This window comes from Lysinibacillus sphaericus (assembly GCF_001629735.1).
GTDB lineage: Bacteria > Bacillota > Bacilli > Bacillales_A > Planococcaceae > Lysinibacillus > Lysinibacillus pinottii.
Genome location: NZ_CP015224.1, coordinates 3,723,911 through 3,740,284, shown reverse-complemented (window position 1 = coordinate 3,740,284; position 16,374 = coordinate 3,723,911). Strand labels below are relative to the sequence as shown.

Genomic DNA, 16,374 nt, shown 5'->3' with positions numbered 1-16,374 from the left:
AGGCTGGGTGTCTGTAGAGGAATTGGGTGATGGAAAAATAGAAAACTCCCACTCCAGAATGTTCAGAAGTGGGAGTTGTAACTTATTAGTACACTTTATCTCCATTGAAGATAGAGTTTTTCACGATAACATAATCAACATTTCGAATAGCATCCAGCTTTGTGCCACCAGCATAAGAAATAGATGATTGTAAGTCTTGTTGCATTTCAATTAATGTATCTTTTATACTTCCTTTATGCTCAACAAACATTTTCTTTCCTTCGACGTTTTTACGTTCGCCTTTTTGGAATTCCGAAGCAGAGCCGAAGTATTCTTTTACCTTTTTACCCTCGACTTCGATTGTTTGACCAGGTGACTCTTCATGACCCGCGAATAAAGAACCGATCATCACCATTGAAGCGCCAAAACGTACAGACTTAGCGATATCGCCGTGTGTACGAATACCACCATCAGCAATGATTGGCTTTGTAGCAGCTTTTGCACACCAGCGAAGTGCAGCTAACTGCCAGCCACCTGTACCAAATCCTGTTTTAATTTTAGTAATACATACTTTACCTGGACCAATTCCAACCTTTGTCGCATCAGCCCCAGCGTTTTCAAGCTCACGAACAGCCTCTGGTGTTCCTACATTACCAGCAATAACAAAGCTATTTGGTAAGTGTTTTTTAATATGCTGAATCATACGAATAACAGCATTAGAATGGCCATGTGCAATATCAATTGTAATGAATTCAGGTACTAAATTTGTCGCTGCTAATTCTTCAATAAACGCGTATTCTTCTTCTTTTACACCAACGCTAATTGAAGCAATTAAACCACTGCCATGCATATCTTGGATGAAATTTACGCGTGCTTCTGGTTGGAAGCGGTGCATGATATAAAAGTAACCGTTTTCAGCAAGTTTCTTAGCAAGAGTTTCATCAATAATTGTTTGCATATTAGCAGGTACTACAGGAAGTTTAAAAGTATGCCCTCCTAAAGTAACGGAAGTATCACATTCTGAACGGCTTTCTACGATACATTTTGCGGGAATTAGTTGAATATCTTCATAGTCAAATACGTTATCCATTATATACACTCCTAAAATACGAATATTTTTAAAGATTTATTTTAAATTGTTCGCCATTTGGTAATTTACATGATTTTTAAGAAAAAGTCAAAGCTTTTGCTAAAATAAATGAAAAAATGGAAAACAAGGCTACAATTCTTATGTGATAGATGAAATCTTTATCATTTAGTTTGTGTTATGATTTATAATCCATGTACAATATAATTGTTTCAAAAAATGTTAAGGGAGTGTTGGAAATGGCGGTAGAGGTATATTTAATTTTTAACGGAAATTGTCGAGAAGCAGTAGCGTTTTACGAAGATGCTTTTAGTACGGACAAGGCTGAAATTATGACATTTGGGGATTCACCACAGAACCCTGATTATCCATTACCAGAGGAAGCAAAAGATCTTGTTATGCATACACGACTTTCCGTATTCGGTAGTAGAATTATGTTCTCAGATACATTTCCAGGCTCACCATTTACGGTTGGAAACAATGTTACATTAGCTGTTGTTTCTGATGATGAAGAGCAGATGCGAAAAGCATTTGATAAGCTTAAAGATGGTGGGAAAGTTGTTATGGAGCTTCAAGAAACTTTTTGGAGTAAATGGTACGGCTCCCTTACAGATAAATTTGGTGTAGAGTGGCAGTTTAGCCATGAGGTAATTGAATAATTAATACAATTAAAAGCACGGTGATAGATCACCGTGCTTTATATTTAGTAATGGAAACGATTGACATAGCCCTGTAATTCATCCGCCATATCGAGTAATGCTTTTGATGATGATGCGATTTCCTGCATGGATGATAATGTTTGTTCGGTTGAAGCAGCTACTTCTTCAGATGCTGCTGCATTGAGTTTAGCATGATCTGACAGTTCAATGGCTGTTGCCGAAACTTCTTCTACGACAGCAGACATTTCCTGAGCAGAAGCCGATATATCCTCCATTTTAGGAGCGATGTTACGTAAACTCTCAATAATACTTATAAACTTCTTTTTTGTGTCCTCAGACAGCTGCAAGCCTTGTTGGACATCTGCAGAAGCCTGCATCATTGTTTGAACAGATTTAGCTGTATCTTGTTGAATGCCTGTAATTAGTGAGGCAATTTGCTCCGCTGATTGATGAGATTGTTCTGCCAATTTACGTACTTCATCTGCCACAACTGCAAAGCCTTTGCCATTTTCGCCAGCTCGTGCTGCTTCAATAGCTGCATTCAAAGCAAGAAGATTTGTCTGATCTGAAATGTTACTAATAATTTCGATGATGGAGCCTATTTCTTTTGTACGATCGAATAGTGATTTAATCGTGCTATCAGACTGTGCTACAGATTCATGGATGGATACCATTTGATTCACCGCTTGCTCGACAGATTGCCCACCCTCCACTGCTAAATGGATAGCCTGGCTGGATAAATCAGATACTTGTAGTGCACTATCTGCTACCTCTACAACCCCTTTCGCAATTTCCTCAATGGAGATTGCATTTTGATCGATGCCCGTTGTTTGTTTTTCCGTACTCATAGCTACTTGCTGCATAGCCTCTGTCACTTGTTCAGAGGTAGCGATATTCTGCTCAGCATTTGCTGAAAGACCTTGTGCAGCAGTTTGAACATGCTGAGAGCTTTGATCAACATTGCGAATTAGCTTTTTTAAGTTTACTTTCATGGAGACAAATGCCTCACCAAGCTGTCCAATTTCATCTTTCGTATGAATATCAATATATTCCGTCAAATCTCCCTCACTAATTTTTAATGCGCTCTGCTGTAATCGTTTAATAGGGTTAACAATGGATTTAATCATAGCAAGCATAAAGATAATGCCAACAATAATGGAAGCTGCAATGATTAGTAAGGTGATAGTAAATGTTGCAGAGGCAGCATCTGTAGCCTCTACGGTAAACATTGTTCCGATAACCTTCCATCCTGTCAGTTCATTTGTCTCAAAGCGTAAATGACGGTTTTTTTCAATAATGATTCCTTCCTGTTGTTCATAAACCTTTGATATATATTTTTCTGTAGCTTCGGTTCCGCTTTCCTTATCCCTTTGTGCTACATATAGTTGACTACTATCCAGTATGGCCGCAAAGCCAGTTTCCCCAATACGTGTTTCATCTGTTAGTGCACTTAAAACAGAGATATTTAAATCTAAGGCAATGACACCTGAATCATCGGGAAGAGCTTGCATAACCGTCACTACAATGTTATTTGTAGATTTTGATAGATAAGGAGAAGTGATCGATGCATGTCCCTTGTTTTCCATAGCCTTCGTATACCAAGGTCGAACACGCGGATCATAATCACTAGCATACTCATGGACAGGTGCATCAAACATACTTCCATCTGCAGTACCTATATAAAGCAATTCTACCTCTGGATGTGTATGGATGTATTCTTGAAAAAGATTATTCAATTCATCACGATTCTCTGGCTGTAAATAAGATAGATTTAACTTTTTTGCAAAATATTCAATATCGTGTATTTTAGGTGCAATCAAATTTGTAATATTGGTATTAAGCATTCTGACACTTTCCGTAGCACTTGCTTCTTGCTCCTTTAAAATTTGACTTTTAGTACTTTTAAAGGAGGTATAGCCGATTAAAAGTGCAGGAATGAGAAGGATGACTAAAAAGGCAAAGATGAGTTTCTTTCTTAAACTAAGTTGTTTCATAGGTTATTCCCCCTTAAATATCATGATAAGTTTGTAGATAATGGACGAAGTCTAATAATCATTAATTAGTCTTTCCTGTTGTAATATGATTCTAAGAGGAAAAGGGAGAATAATCAACATAATTTTCTGAAAAATCTGGAAAATAAAGTTATGTTTTGGTGATATTTAAAGAAAAATGTCCTATTTTGTAGTTCTTTACAAAAGAAAAATCTGAGTTCCATGAAGTTCTGAACTCAGATTTTAAAATGAAGCACCTTAATAGTGAAAACGATTTACATGACCCTGTAGTTCATCCGCCATATCAAGTAACGTTTTAGCAGCGGAAGCTATGTCCTGCATGGAGGATAGGGTTTGTTCAGTTGAAGCCGCAACTTCCTCTGTAGAAGCTGCATTTAATTTAGCATGGTCTGATAGTTCAATGGCTGTTGCAGAAACTTCTTCCACGACTGCTGACATTTCTTGAGAGGAGGCTGAGATATCCTCCATCTTGGGTGCAATGTTTCGAAGACTTGCAATAATACTCGCAAACTTTTTATTCGTTTCCTCCGTTAGTTGTAAGCCATCTTGGACATCTGCAGAAGCTTTTACCATTGTTTGTACAGATTTAGCTGTATCTTGCTGAATAGTTGTAATGAGTGCAGAAATTTGTTCTGCTGAGTGATGTGATTGCTCTGCTAATTTTCGAACTTCATCAGCCACTACGGCAAAACCTTTTCCATGTTCTCCTGCTCTTGCTGCCTCTATAGCGGCGTTCAGGGCAAGTAAATTTGTTTGGTCTGAAATCGCACTAATCATTTCCAAAATGGAGCCAATTTCTTTTGTGCGATCATAAAGAGTTTTAATCATTGTATCGGATTGTGTAACAGACTCATGAATCGAGTTCATCTGCTTAACAGTTTGTTCTACCGCCTGACCGCCTTCCTCTGCCAATTGGATAGCGTGGCTAGAAAGATCAGATACCTGCATAGAGCTATCTGCAACTTCCACAACTCCTTTAGCAATTTCCTCCACTGACATAGCATTTTGGTCAATAGCAGTAGTCTGCTTCTCTGTACTGATAGCCATCTGCTGTACAGCGTCAGCAACCTGCTCAGAGGCAGCAATATTTTGCTCAGCATTAGCAGATAAATCTTGAGCTGATGTTTGGACATGCTGCGAGCTTTGGTCAACGTTGCGAATCAGTTTTTTTAAGCTCACCTTCATAGAGATAAAGGCTTCTCCAAGTTGTCCAATTTCATCCTTGGAATGAATGTCTATAAACTCAGTTAAATCACCTTCGCTAATTTTTAACGCGCTATGTTTCAGCTTATTTATTGGATTGACAACAGATTTAATCATCAAGAGCATGAAGATTACACCAACTAAAATGGAGACAACAATGATCATTAAGTTGATATTTAATGTGGAGGCAGCCGCCTTTGCGGCTTCTGCGGTAAACATTGTACCAATAACCTTCCAACCTGTAAGTTCATTAGTGACAAACTGTAAATGACGATCTCTTTCAATAATCGTCCCGCTTGGTTGCTCATAAACTTTTGCGATATAGTTTTCTGTTGCCTCAGTCCCACTTTCCTTCTCAGGCTGAGCAATATAGATTTTATTGTTATCTAAAAGAGAGGCGTAGCCCGTTTCGCCGATGCGTATTTCATTGGTAATGTCACTTATTGTAGAAATATTTAAATCTATTCCTATTACCCCTGAACCATCCGGTAAAGCTTGAGTGATGGTAATGACAATGTCATCTGTAGATTTTGTAACATAAGGTGCCGTTATTGAGACTTGGCCATTATTTTCTAAAGCCTGCTTATACCAGGGTCTTGTACGAGGGTCAAAGTCTTCAGCATACACTTGAGCAGGCTCATCCAGTAGTCTGCCATCTGCAGTTCCCAAATAAATAAGCTCTACTTCAGGATGCATATTAACATATTCCTGTAGCAGTGATTTAAGCTCAGGAATTTTATTTTCCTGCAAATAAGATTCATTGAACTTTTTTGAGAAATATTGTACATCTTTTAATTTTGGTTCAATCGTGTTCGTAATATTAGTATTAAGTATGCGTACGCTTTCAGCTGCACTAGCCTGCTGTTCTTCAGAAATTTGCTTTTCAGCGCTTTGGTACGACACTATTCCAATTAAGAGTGTTGGAATGAGAAGCATTGCTAAAAACGAAAATATAAGCTTTTTTCTTACACTTAGTTGTTTCACTTGTATTATCCTCACATAATATTTTTTATTCTATACTTTTCCCTATAAGGTAAATAATTCTCATTCTAACAGAAATAAAGTAAAAGGTAAGCCCTAATAGATATTATTATCAATTTTTAGAAATTTCGCTAAACAAATTCGTTAGAAGCTATATAATGCCTTGTTTTGTTGTATACTAATGCATAAATGAGGAGGGAGTAAAGTCATGATTCATCAAATTGGACAAGTCATGTTATATGTTAACGACCAAGATGCTGCAGTTAAATTTTGGACAGAAAAAGTAGGATTTATTATTATAAATGAGCAGGAGGAGGCTGGAATGCGTTGGATTGAAATTGCACCAGCGAGGGAAGCTCAAACATCCTTTGTGCTACACAATAAAGAAATCATTGCTAAAATGCAGCCAGAATTAAATTTGGGAACACCCTCTATTATGTTTTACGCTGACCAAATTGAAGAGATGTACCAGGATTTTCAGGCAAAGGGCATTAAGGTGGGCGATTTAGTCATGATGCCGATGGGTAGAGTCTTTAATTTTGCGGATCCAGAAAACAATTACTTTGCATTAGTTGAAAAATAATAATAAATGAGGAAATCTGCTTATTTTTGTTGTGAATTAATTAAAAATAAGCAGATTCTTGTTTGGTTTCTTCTTATATAAATGTTAGTTAGTCCTCTATGCTAAATCTTCTCCGAAAATACTAACTGTTTGTCGATCTACTACAAATTCATGGCCATCCCATTTTAAAATATTTTCCACATACCCTAAGCCATCTGCATGGTACCTACCTGCAATCTCTTGATAAGCTAAAATTTCATATGTCCCATCCCGATCATAATCAACAGGATATAATCCGCTAATGGGGTCAACCCAACCCTCAATCGGTTGCTTTAATGTTCCATCCGGATGATAGATTTCTGCTAAATATTCAGGCCCTTTATAGTGTAGATCAATTATATATTTTTTTGCAGGTGTCTTACTTTGAACAATTGCCTTATAGTTGTTGGCATAATTGACAGTATAGTGGAGCTTATTATTAAATGATTCTGTGTCAAAAATGGAGTGTACTTGATTATTGGTAGAGGAGAATATTTCCCCGTTAATAATTCCTCCGCTACCTCCTGTATCAGAAATAACCAAAATATCTTCTATATGATTACCAGTAAAATCTCCTAGAAAAATGGTTGGGTTATAACCCACATTTTCTTTTAGCGGGATTTGTTCAATTCGCCCTGTTTGCCCATAAAAAATGGTTAAGGTTAGGTTTTCCCATAAAGGGCTACCAGTCTTTTGAGTCCCCATTAAAAAAATCGTTTCAAAGAAGCCATCCCCATTAATATCTCCAAATTTAGTTTGAATAACCTGTGGTGCTAAATGGGATGCGTAGCCTGCCCCTTGCGAAGAATTTATGTTATTAGTCATATATACACCTCTTTCATAGTCTTAGCATATGTTGTAAAAAAAGCTTGGTGCATAAAAATTCGAAGAGGTCTAAATCATATTAAACAGACAAAAAAACTTAAATTTAACCCATTGACATTTTTAAAGGTGAAAAGTAATATAAATGTCAACGTATCAGAAAATTCAGTACCAGATGCTATCTCACTACAAATTTGTAGCGCGGGATTTTTTTTATTATTAATTCTTAGTAAATATATAAGATTTATATATATTGGGAAGAAGGAGATTTTTTGAAGAATTTATTTGTTAAAACGGAGCAACAACGATTTTGGTTAGATAAGTTAGAAGCCACCTCAAATCCTATTAAGGCTGAGGCAGCTGAGGTAGATGAACAATCTCGTTTCCCGTTCGAAGCGCATCGACTACTCAAGGAAATTGGTTATCCGCAGCTTACTTTACCGAAACAATATGGAGGAGAGGGCCTATCAGTCTATGACATGGTACTTGTACAAGAAACATTAGCAAGCTATGACGAGAATGCCTCGCTCTCCCTCGGATGGACATTGGGTGTTGTTGGCGAGATATATGATACTAAATTATGGAAAAAGGATGTATTAACGGCATTCTCGGAGGAAATAAAGAAAGGCGCCATGATTAATAGGGCTGTAAGTGAAGCAGCAACTGGGAGCCCAACACGTGGGGGAAAACCAGGAACAAATGCTGTTTCTATAAAAGACGGATGGCGCATAAATGGACGCAAAATTTTTACAACAGCTTCTCCAGTGTTAGATTATTTCCTCACTTCTGCTTGGATTGAAGAAAAGCAACAAATTGGTTTCTTCCTCATCCATAAAGATTCAATAGGATTAACGATTGAAGAGAATTGGGAAATGTCTGCAATGCGAGGCACTAGCAGCCATGATCTTGTATTAAAAGATGTCGTTGTGGCTAAAGAGCATTTAGTCGAATTACCAAGTCATCCTAGTGGCGGTAAGATAAATGGCTGGATATTACATATACCAGCCACATACCTAGGCATTGCACAAGCTGCCCGTGACTATGCTGTACATTTTGCCAATCATCATCAACCTAATAGCTTGAATGCTCCAATTAGTACATTACCGAATGTACAACAGCTTTTAGGGGACATAGAGTTGAAGCTTCATCAAGCACGCTTTGTTTTATATGGGGTAGCTGAGGCATACGATGATCCAGCAAGACGCGTCATTTTAACAAATGAAATGGCTGTTGCTAAACATACCGTAACGAATATCGCAATTGACATTGTTGATAAGGCGATGCGTGTAGTCGGGGCGAAAAGCTTACAATTGTCAAACCCGCTACAGCGCTATTATCGAAATGTACGTGCAGGGCTTCATAATCCGCCAATGGATGATATGACCATAATTAAATTAGCAACGGCTGCTATTGAACAGCAGAAATTAAATGACCATTAATAATAATGTGGATAATAAGGAGAAATGTTAAATGAAGAAGAATAAGATATTACAATTTGCCATGATTGGATTAGCTTCTATCGCACTTTTAGCGGGCTGTAATTCTGGAGAATCAGCTGATAAGAATGCAGATGATGGTGGCAAAGTTCGTACAGTCAAAGTTGCCTACGATCAGGCCTCAAAGCCTATTAGTTATATAGATGATAATGGAAATCCAACAGGTTATGACGTAGAGGTAATGAAATTAGTAGATGAATTATTACCTGACTATAAATTTGAATATGTAGGAACGACAAGTGATGATTTATTAATTGGTGTAGAGCAAGGAAAATATCAAGTTGGGGTGAAAAACGCATTCTTTACACAGGAACGCACAGAGAAATTTATTTTCCCAAAGGAATTTTTGGGATTAAGTAGTGCAGGACTAGTATTACGTAAAGAAGATGAAGGGATAAAGACGTTAGCTGATTTTGCGAAAAAGGGCTATTCGTTGGCACCTATTGCAGCTAATAACGCGCAATACACAATTATTGATGAGTATAATACTGCCAACCCTGACAATAAAGTAAAACTTCAAGCTGGTGACGCATTTACGGTTGACGTTGTGCAGTGGGTAAATGAAGGGCGCGTCGATGGTGGCGTGATGATTGAGGGGCCTTTTAAACAGCAAGTACTTGCAGAAGATGGACCATATAATAACTTGAAAGATGAAGTAGTCTATAATGAGTTTTCTGTTATTAAAACGTGGCCTCTTTTCAATAAAAAAGAACAAGAATTTGCTGATGCCTACGATAAAGCCATCGCTCAAATTAAAGAACAGAAGAAAACAAACGAATTGAGCACGAAATTCTATGGCCGTGATTTATTTGAAGTGTTGGAATCTGTTAATCGTTAATTTAATGCATATTGACCATTATTAAGGCTGTTGAGGCTGGCACGCTCAGCAGTCTTTATTCATAAAAAAAAAGTTGGTGAGGAAATGGATAAATACTTTGACGCGACCTATATTTGGAGCGCGATCCCCGTCTTATTACCGTTTTTAAAAATCACGTTTTTAGTTGCAGGGTCCTCTATTGTCTTAGGCACAATATTTGGCTTATTACTAGCAGCCGCTAAGCTCTCTTCTGTTAAGCTATTACGAAAATTAGCGAACCTGTATACAACAATTATGCGATGTACACCATCCATTGTTTTATTATTCCTTGTTTATTATGGTGTACCAGCATTAGCTGAAAACTTTGGTCTCAATCTCCATTCCATTGAAACGGCTATTTTCGTGGTAGTAACATTCACATTACAATTTGCAGCAATTATGTCAGAGGTGATGCGATCGGCTTATTTAGCCATTCCAAAAGGGCAGTTTGAAGCAGCTGTTAGTGTAGGGTTAACACCTATACAAGCTTACCGAAGAATCATTTTCCCACAGGCGCTTGTCGTTGCATTACCGAACTTTGGAAATGGCATGATTGCTTTATTACAGGAAGGTGCCTTGGCCTATACAATCGGATTAATTGATATTGTGGGGAAGGCCAATTTAATTATAGCTAGTAATATTAATGCTCATGCCTTAGAGATTTATATTGCCTTGGCTATTATTTATTGGGTACTATCTATTATTATTGAAAAAATATTTTCTATATTAGAAAAGGTATTTGGTAGGGGTAAAAAGACCTTAGAAACAACGTAAGGAGGCGTAACCATGAATTATCAATTTTTATTTGAAACATTTTTTGTTGCATTATCAGGTGTTCCCATCGCACTCCTTGTCACAGTTGTAGCTTTGCTCATTGCTCTGCCACTAGGATTTTTGCTGGCGTTAACAAGGATAAATAAAATTCCAGTTATACATCATATAGCAAAAATTTATGTATCTTTTGTGAGAGGAACACCTATTATTATACAAATTTTTATTATTTATAGTAGTATTCCGCTTATGCTAAAAGTTATTTTTGAAAAATATCATATTACGTATGATATATATAAAATCAATCCAATCTGGTATGCATTTATCGTGTTCGCATTTAGTTCAACAGCCATATTAATAGAAGTATTTCGTTCTGCGTTAAGTACCATTGAAAAGGGACAACTGGAGGCAGCATATTCAATAGGTTTGACAACATTCCAAGCGTATACCCGAATCATTATTCCTCAAGCATTAGTTGTTGCGCTACCGAATATATGTACAGCGACAGTCAATTTGATTAAAGCAACTTCCTTAGGGTACGCAATGTCTTTACCTGAAATCACACTGAAGGCAAAGGTTGCTGCAAATGTCGGCTACAATTACGTGGAAGCCTATCTTGATATCTTTATTGTGTATTTAATTTTATGTAGCACCGTCGAATACTTGTTCAAGCGATATGAAAAATATTTAAGCAAATATAAAGCGGCAAATGCCTAAGGGGTGAATGAGCATGTTAGAAATTAAAAATATTCATAAATCATTTGGTGAAAATGAAATTCTAAAGGGTGTAGATTTAGCTATTGATCAAGGTGATGTAGTCGTTATTCTAGGTCCTAGTGGCTCAGGAAAAACAACATTATTACGTTGTATCAATTTTTTAGAGAAAGCAGATCAAGGACATGCGACATTTGGAGACATTGAAGTGGATTTTCAACATGTAAAGAAAAAAGACGTACATGCAATTCGCCAGCGTGTAGCATTTGTTTTCCAAAATTATAATCTTTTCACGAATAAAACAGCATTAGAAAATGTCACAGAGGGACTAATTATTGGACGGAAAGTTCCTAAGGCAGAGGCAGTAGAAATTGGCAAAAAGGCTCTTGATAAAGTAGGCTTATCTGAAAAATATGACGCATATCCAAGTCAGTTATCCGGAGGTCAGCAACAACGGGTAGGGATTGCGCGGGCGGTAGCGTTGAATCCGGATATTATTTTATTCGATGAACCAACGTCTGCACTTGACCCTGAATTAGTCGGTGAGGTCCTACAGGTCATGAAAAATATTGCAGCTGAGGGGACAACAATGCTTGTGGTGACGCATGAAATGGGTTTTGCAAAAGATGTAGCAAATCGTGTGATTTTCATGGACGGAGGCGTTGTCGTAGAGGAAGGTAGCCCTCATGATATTTTTGTTAGCCCGAAAGAGGAACGGACGAAGAGATTTTTAAAACGTGTCATTCCAGAAGACTATACGTTCTATATATAACGAGGATAATTTCCATTCAGACTCAGCTCCAATGTATGCTCAAAGAGATGGTTGAGAGCGGGAGATATAGACCTGAATGGAAATCCCTTCGTTTATTCAGCAATAATGAAACACCTTTCTATGATTGAAGGAAGTACGTTAATTTGTTAATAGAATAAATGTGCAGCTCATGCATAGCTCTTGTGCAGGCTGTATAGAAATAATTACGCTCTGTTTCACGTGAATAGTTGGCGGCGGATGCATTATAGATAAGAACTGCATCAAATTCAATCCCCTTTGCCATATAGGCAGGGAGTAATAATATCCCTTTTTTAAATTGCTTAGTATTGTGAGTAATGAGCTGAATATCAACGTGATTGCTTAATTGTTCAAAAACCGCAGAACATTCCGCTGCGGTTTTACAAATAACAGCAATTGTTTCAAATTTATGAGCTAGCGTGTTAATGCTCTGGATAATCTGTTGGTTTAACTCCAATTCATTTGGCAAAATTGTAATCGTAGGTTCTAGCCCATTTCGGTTAAAGGCCTCTACTTCACTACCATCATTTAAAATTTTAGCCGTGAGCTGAATGATTTGCTTTGTCGAACGATAGCTTTTTGTTAAAATCATCTTTTCTGCATGCTCACCATATAATTGAGGGTCGAGCAGAGAAGGATTATCAAAGGTATGCGGATGAATGGTTTGATGTCCGTCGCCTAAAATGGTCATACGAGCTTTAGGGAATAACTGCTGTAAGACAGTTAGTTGGAATGGTGAATAATCTTGTGCTTCATCAATTAATACATGGCGAATGGTCGTATTTGTCTGCTGTCCTTCAATTTTATCCTGTAAATATAAAAATGGAGCTGCATCTTCATAAGAAATCCATCGTTTTGCTAAATTAGGAAGAGTGTTTTGGCAGATGTCCTCCCAATTGTCTGGCACAAGCCGCTGAAATTCTTGATAGAGAGTATTAGACATATCAAAGAGTTGACGATAGGTACCTAATATATGGACGAATCTTAATTGATTGACAGAGTTTCGTAATGGTTTAAAATGCTTTTTTACAATTTGTCTCGCTAATTTTTTGCGTTCATGATCAAAATCATCAAATGAGTTTTCTGTATAGCGTCCCTCATATAAGAGCTCACTGTAAGACTTGGAGTAGTCTTCCTTGTCTAATAGCTCAGTAGCTTCTTCTACCCAATCCTTCATACGTTCAGTTCTTTCAATTTTGGTTAATTGCTGTAATAACCATTCCTTCACTAATTGTAGGCGATTTGGTATCGACATGGAGGATGGGAAAGAATAAAAGTATTCCGTAATTTCCTGTGCAGTAATAATTCGTTCCCCACGAAAAACAATATTTTTAAATAATAAGCCTTTGTTTGACAAATAGCTTACATATTGGTCGATCAATTGTTTGTAAGTCAGGCTGGCTTTAAAAGATATACTATTTAATTTTGTTAAATATTGTGCCTCATCTTTTTCTGTTAAAAGATCTTCCAGTTGCTCATAAGGATATTCTAATTGGAATTGACGACCTAAACGCTTTTCAGCATACTCAATAAATGTTAGTTGTTGCATATTATCTTCACCTAAATCAGGTAACACAGTGTGAACATATTGATTAAAAAGCTGATTAGGTGTAATCAGTAGAATTTGATCTGCCGTCATTTCATTACGATATCGGTATAATAAATAAGCAACCCGTTGGAGAGCAACGGCCGTTTTACCACTTCCTGCAACACCCTCTACTATGAGGTAACGTGAGTGGATATGGCGAATAATTTTATTTTGTTCGGCTTGAATAGTTGCAACGATACTGCGAATATGCTCGTTTGCATTTTGTGCAAGGATATCAAGCAATAAGTCATCACCAATGGTAAGACCTGTATTAAACATCGATTGTAGCTGTCCGTTTTTAATAATAAATTGCCGTTTAAGTAGCATCTCTCCGTGAATGTTTTCCGTCGTAGTTTCGTAGGAAGCCTCACCAGGTGTGCAATCATAATACATACTAGAAATGGGTGCACGCCAGTCATAAATGATGATGTTTTCATCTAGCTCATCCAAAAGTGTGGCAACACCTATATAAATTTTTAGAGGTTCAGAATGCTCGCTTTGTAAAAAATCAATTCGTGCAAAATAGGGTGACTGCTGTAAACGTTCATAAACCTTCGCATTTCGAATCGCCCTTTGCTGTGCAAGTTCTGAATCTGAAAGAAGCTCTACTTGTTGCTTAATGGCAAAAAAGGTTTCATCAACATCCTCAGCAGTATCTAAATTGACTCTGACATCGTTCCAGAAAGTTTTTTTGATGGAGACAGCATTTTCTTTAAACCCTTTTTCTTTAAGCAGTAATTCCTTCATTTTGTCATCAATGATAGTTAAACAATGCTCAAGGTGCTGCTTTTCTTCAATCCATTCATTTTGATTTTCCAACGTTTACTCACATTCCTTTCCATAGTTTTTATTTTCGTTCGGCATGAACCCTTACCTATATAGATGGTGGGATGTAGGTAATTGTGATTCCTTTTCAATGGTTGAACACTGATTCTTTGAATAAATAGAAAAGTCTTCCAATGTAATTATCTCAAGGAGATTTGGTATGGTGATTGAATCAGGAAATTTATCATACATCTACTTCAGTAAGAAGTATAGTCTAGTAATTTTTGTAAATTTGTGATACAATAATGGTATAAGTTGATAAAATATTGATATGCATAGACTGCTCTACGAAAAGGTGGAGCAGTCTTTTTTATATGTAGAAAAGTCCCCAATTATTCCTCCTTTTAAAGAAATGATTATTAATTATGTTTCCTATTCATCAAAATATATTTATTTGAATTATCAAAATATATTGACATTTTGTATTCTATTTTTTATTCTTGTGTATAAAGTTTCCGTTATTCGGAACATGTTTCCGTTAAACGGAAAATGATGGGTGTATAAACCCTTGCTTAATTGCTACGTTGTCTATGTCTCGGTTCAAAGAATAATAAATAGTAGGGGGAGACAGTTATGGTAAACCTGCATCAAGAAAAAAAAGAAGATGAACCACGTATAAAGGGAATTAATGCATTTGTATTAATGTTTATTATTATTTTGGTTATGTCGTTATTGACCTATATTTTACCGGCAGGACAGTATGAAAGAGTTGAGAGTAATGGGAGAATGGTTGTTGATCCTGAGTCCTTTCAATATATAAGCTCAAATCCCGTTGGTTTTCTAGAAATATTTAATAGTGTGCATTTGGGGATGCTTGAAGGGGCTCCTATTATTTTGTTCGTCTTTTTATTTGGTGGAGCTTTAGGGATCATGCAAAAAACTGGTGCTATTGATTCGTTTATTAAAGTAATGGCTTCTAAGTTTGGGAAGAAAGAGTACGTATTAATCCCTATTCTCGTATTAATATTTGCAAGTTTAGGAACATTAATTGGCTCTGCGGAGGATACGCTTGTATATATAGCCATTATTATCCCTTTAACGATGGCGCTAGGGATGGATGCGATGACAGGTTTTGCGATTGTCATGCTCGGTACACTAGCAACAGGCTTTACATCGGGCATTACAAACCCTTTTAACATTGGTGTTGCTCAAACGATTGCCGAGCTTCCGATGTATTCAGGGATGTCCTATCGAATAGTCGTGTTTGTTGTATTTTATATGTTGACAGTCCTTTTTATATATAAACATGCAAAAAAAGTAAAAGTTGATCCATCCCAAGGGATTTATGGCAAGTTTAATCCGGAGGAAAGTATAAAAATAGATTTGGACTTTAAGATAAGTACACGACATTTACTAGCATTATTCGTACTACTAGGTAATTTTGTTGCACTAATTGTAGGGGTAATAAAATTCCAATGGTATATAAGTGAAATTGGCGGAATTTTTCTACTAAGCAGTATTATTATGTCTATTATATGTAAGATTGGACCGAATAAAATGGCTGAAGGATTTATTACTGGCGCCCGAGATATGGTAGAAGGGGCTTTAATCATCGGATTTGCCCAAACCATTTTAGTGATTACGACGAATGGAGGGTTAATTGATACTATTCTGCATTTTGTTTCTAATGCAGTAAGTGTTCTACCAGCTTCTATAAATGCAGTAGGGATGTTTTTACTTCAGCTCTGCTTGAATTTCTTAGTGCCTTCTGGAAGTGGACAAGCGGCGTTAACAATGCCAATCATGACACCTTTAGCAGACTTAATTGGTGTAACTAGGCAGACAGCTGTACTGGCTTTCCAATTTGGTGATGGTATTTCCAATATGGTTATTCCAACGAGTGGGGTTTTATTAGCAGGATTAGCAATAGCGGGTATCCCATTTTCAAAATGGGTCAGATGGGTATTTCCTTATTTCCTTATACAGACAAGCTTAGCAATTATCTTATTAGTTATTGCACATCTCATAAACTATGGACCATTTTAATCAT

Annotated in this window: 13 protein-coding genes; 8 read left to right on the top strand and 5 right to left on the bottom strand. The window is 36.9% G+C overall.

Annotated features, from left to right (window positions below; translation table 11 throughout):
- Positions 1–85: 85 nt before the first annotated feature.
- Positions 86–1,069, bottom strand: a complete 984-nt coding sequence (gene guaC, locus A2J09_RS18460; protein ID WP_012296139.1) for a GMP reductase — start codon at positions 1,067–1,069, stop codon at positions 86–88.
- Positions 1,070–1,305: 236 nt separating this feature from the next.
- On the opposite strand from guaC, the gene A2J09_RS18455 reads away from it, so the two are divergent.
- Complete coding sequence (locus A2J09_RS18455; RefSeq protein WP_036162458.1) at positions 1,306–1,725, top strand: VOC family protein; 420 nt, start codon at positions 1,306–1,308, stop codon at positions 1,723–1,725.
- A gap of 44 nt (positions 1,726–1,769) precedes the next feature.
- On the opposite strand, the gene A2J09_RS18450 is transcribed toward A2J09_RS18455, so the two are convergent.
- Both A2J09_RS18450 and A2J09_RS18445 read right to left on the bottom strand, forming a co-directional pair.
- Positions 1,770–3,719: a methyl-accepting chemotaxis protein gene (locus A2J09_RS18450; RefSeq protein WP_012296137.1), complete on the bottom strand. Its 1,950-nt coding sequence runs from the start codon at positions 3,717–3,719 to the stop codon at positions 1,770–1,772.
- A 255-nt stretch (positions 3,720–3,974) separates the two neighbouring features.
- Positions 3,975–5,924: a methyl-accepting chemotaxis protein gene (locus A2J09_RS18445; protein ID WP_012296136.1), complete on the bottom strand. Its 1,950-nt coding sequence runs from the start codon at positions 5,922–5,924 to the stop codon at positions 3,975–3,977.
- A 205-nt stretch (positions 5,925–6,129) separates the two neighbouring features.
- Here A2J09_RS18445 and A2J09_RS18440 point away from each other — a divergent pair, with 205 nt between their 5' ends.
- Positions 6,130–6,504: a VOC family protein gene (locus A2J09_RS18440; RefSeq protein WP_012296135.1), complete on the top strand. Its 375-nt coding sequence runs from the start codon at positions 6,130–6,132 to the stop codon at positions 6,502–6,504.
- Positions 6,505–6,600: 96 nt separating this feature from the next.
- Here the strand turns inward: A2J09_RS18440 and A2J09_RS18435 are convergent, their stop codons facing one another.
- Positions 6,601–7,347, bottom strand: coding sequence for a YybI family spore inner coat protein (locus tag A2J09_RS18435; RefSeq protein WP_012296134.1), 747 nt, complete (start codon positions 7,345–7,347; stop codon positions 6,601–6,603).
- A 269-nt stretch (positions 7,348–7,616) separates the two neighbouring features.
- Here A2J09_RS18435 and A2J09_RS18425 point away from each other — a divergent pair, with 269 nt between their 5' ends.
- The 5 genes from A2J09_RS18425 to A2J09_RS18405 all read left to right on the top strand — a co-directional run bounded on the left by A2J09_RS18425 (position 7,617) and on the right by A2J09_RS18405 (position 11,953).
- The gene (locus A2J09_RS18425; protein WP_012296133.1) at positions 7,617–8,783 is read left to right on the top strand and encodes an acyl-CoA dehydrogenase family protein; all 1,167 of its coding nucleotides are present in this window, start codon (positions 7,617–7,619) and stop codon (positions 8,781–8,783) included.
- A 31-nt stretch (positions 8,784–8,814) separates the two neighbouring features.
- Positions 8,815–9,678: a transporter substrate-binding domain-containing protein gene (locus A2J09_RS18420; RefSeq protein ID WP_012296132.1), complete on the top strand. Its 864-nt coding sequence runs from the start codon at positions 8,815–8,817 to the stop codon at positions 9,676–9,678.
- A gap of 84 nt (positions 9,679–9,762) precedes the next feature.
- On the top strand, positions 9,763–10,470 hold the full coding sequence (locus tag A2J09_RS18415; protein WP_031416758.1) for an amino acid ABC transporter permease: 708 nt from the start codon (positions 9,763–9,765) through the stop codon (positions 10,468–10,470).
- 12 nt (positions 10,471–10,482) lie between these two features.
- Positions 10,483–11,184, top strand: coding sequence for an amino acid ABC transporter permease (locus A2J09_RS18410; RefSeq protein WP_012296130.1), 702 nt, complete (start codon positions 10,483–10,485; stop codon positions 11,182–11,184).
- A 13-nt stretch (positions 11,185–11,197) separates the two neighbouring features.
- Positions 11,198–11,953, top strand: a complete 756-nt coding sequence (locus A2J09_RS18405; protein WP_012296129.1) for an amino acid ABC transporter ATP-binding protein — start codon at positions 11,198–11,200, stop codon at positions 11,951–11,953.
- A gap of 118 nt (positions 11,954–12,071) precedes the next feature.
- Here A2J09_RS18405 and helD read toward each other — a convergent pair whose 3' ends face one another.
- Positions 12,072–14,378 (bottom strand): RNA polymerase recycling motor HelD, encoded by a 2,307-nt coding sequence (gene helD / locus A2J09_RS18400; protein ID WP_012296128.1) that lies wholly within the window; start codon positions 14,376–14,378, stop codon positions 12,072–12,074.
- Between the two features lie 579 nt (positions 14,379–14,957).
- On the opposite strand from helD, the gene A2J09_RS18395 reads away from it, so the two are divergent.
- Complete coding sequence (locus tag A2J09_RS18395; protein ID WP_012296126.1) at positions 14,958–16,370, top strand: YfcC family protein; 1,413 nt, start codon at positions 14,958–14,960, stop codon at positions 16,368–16,370.
- Positions 16,371–16,374 lie beyond the last annotated feature (4 nt).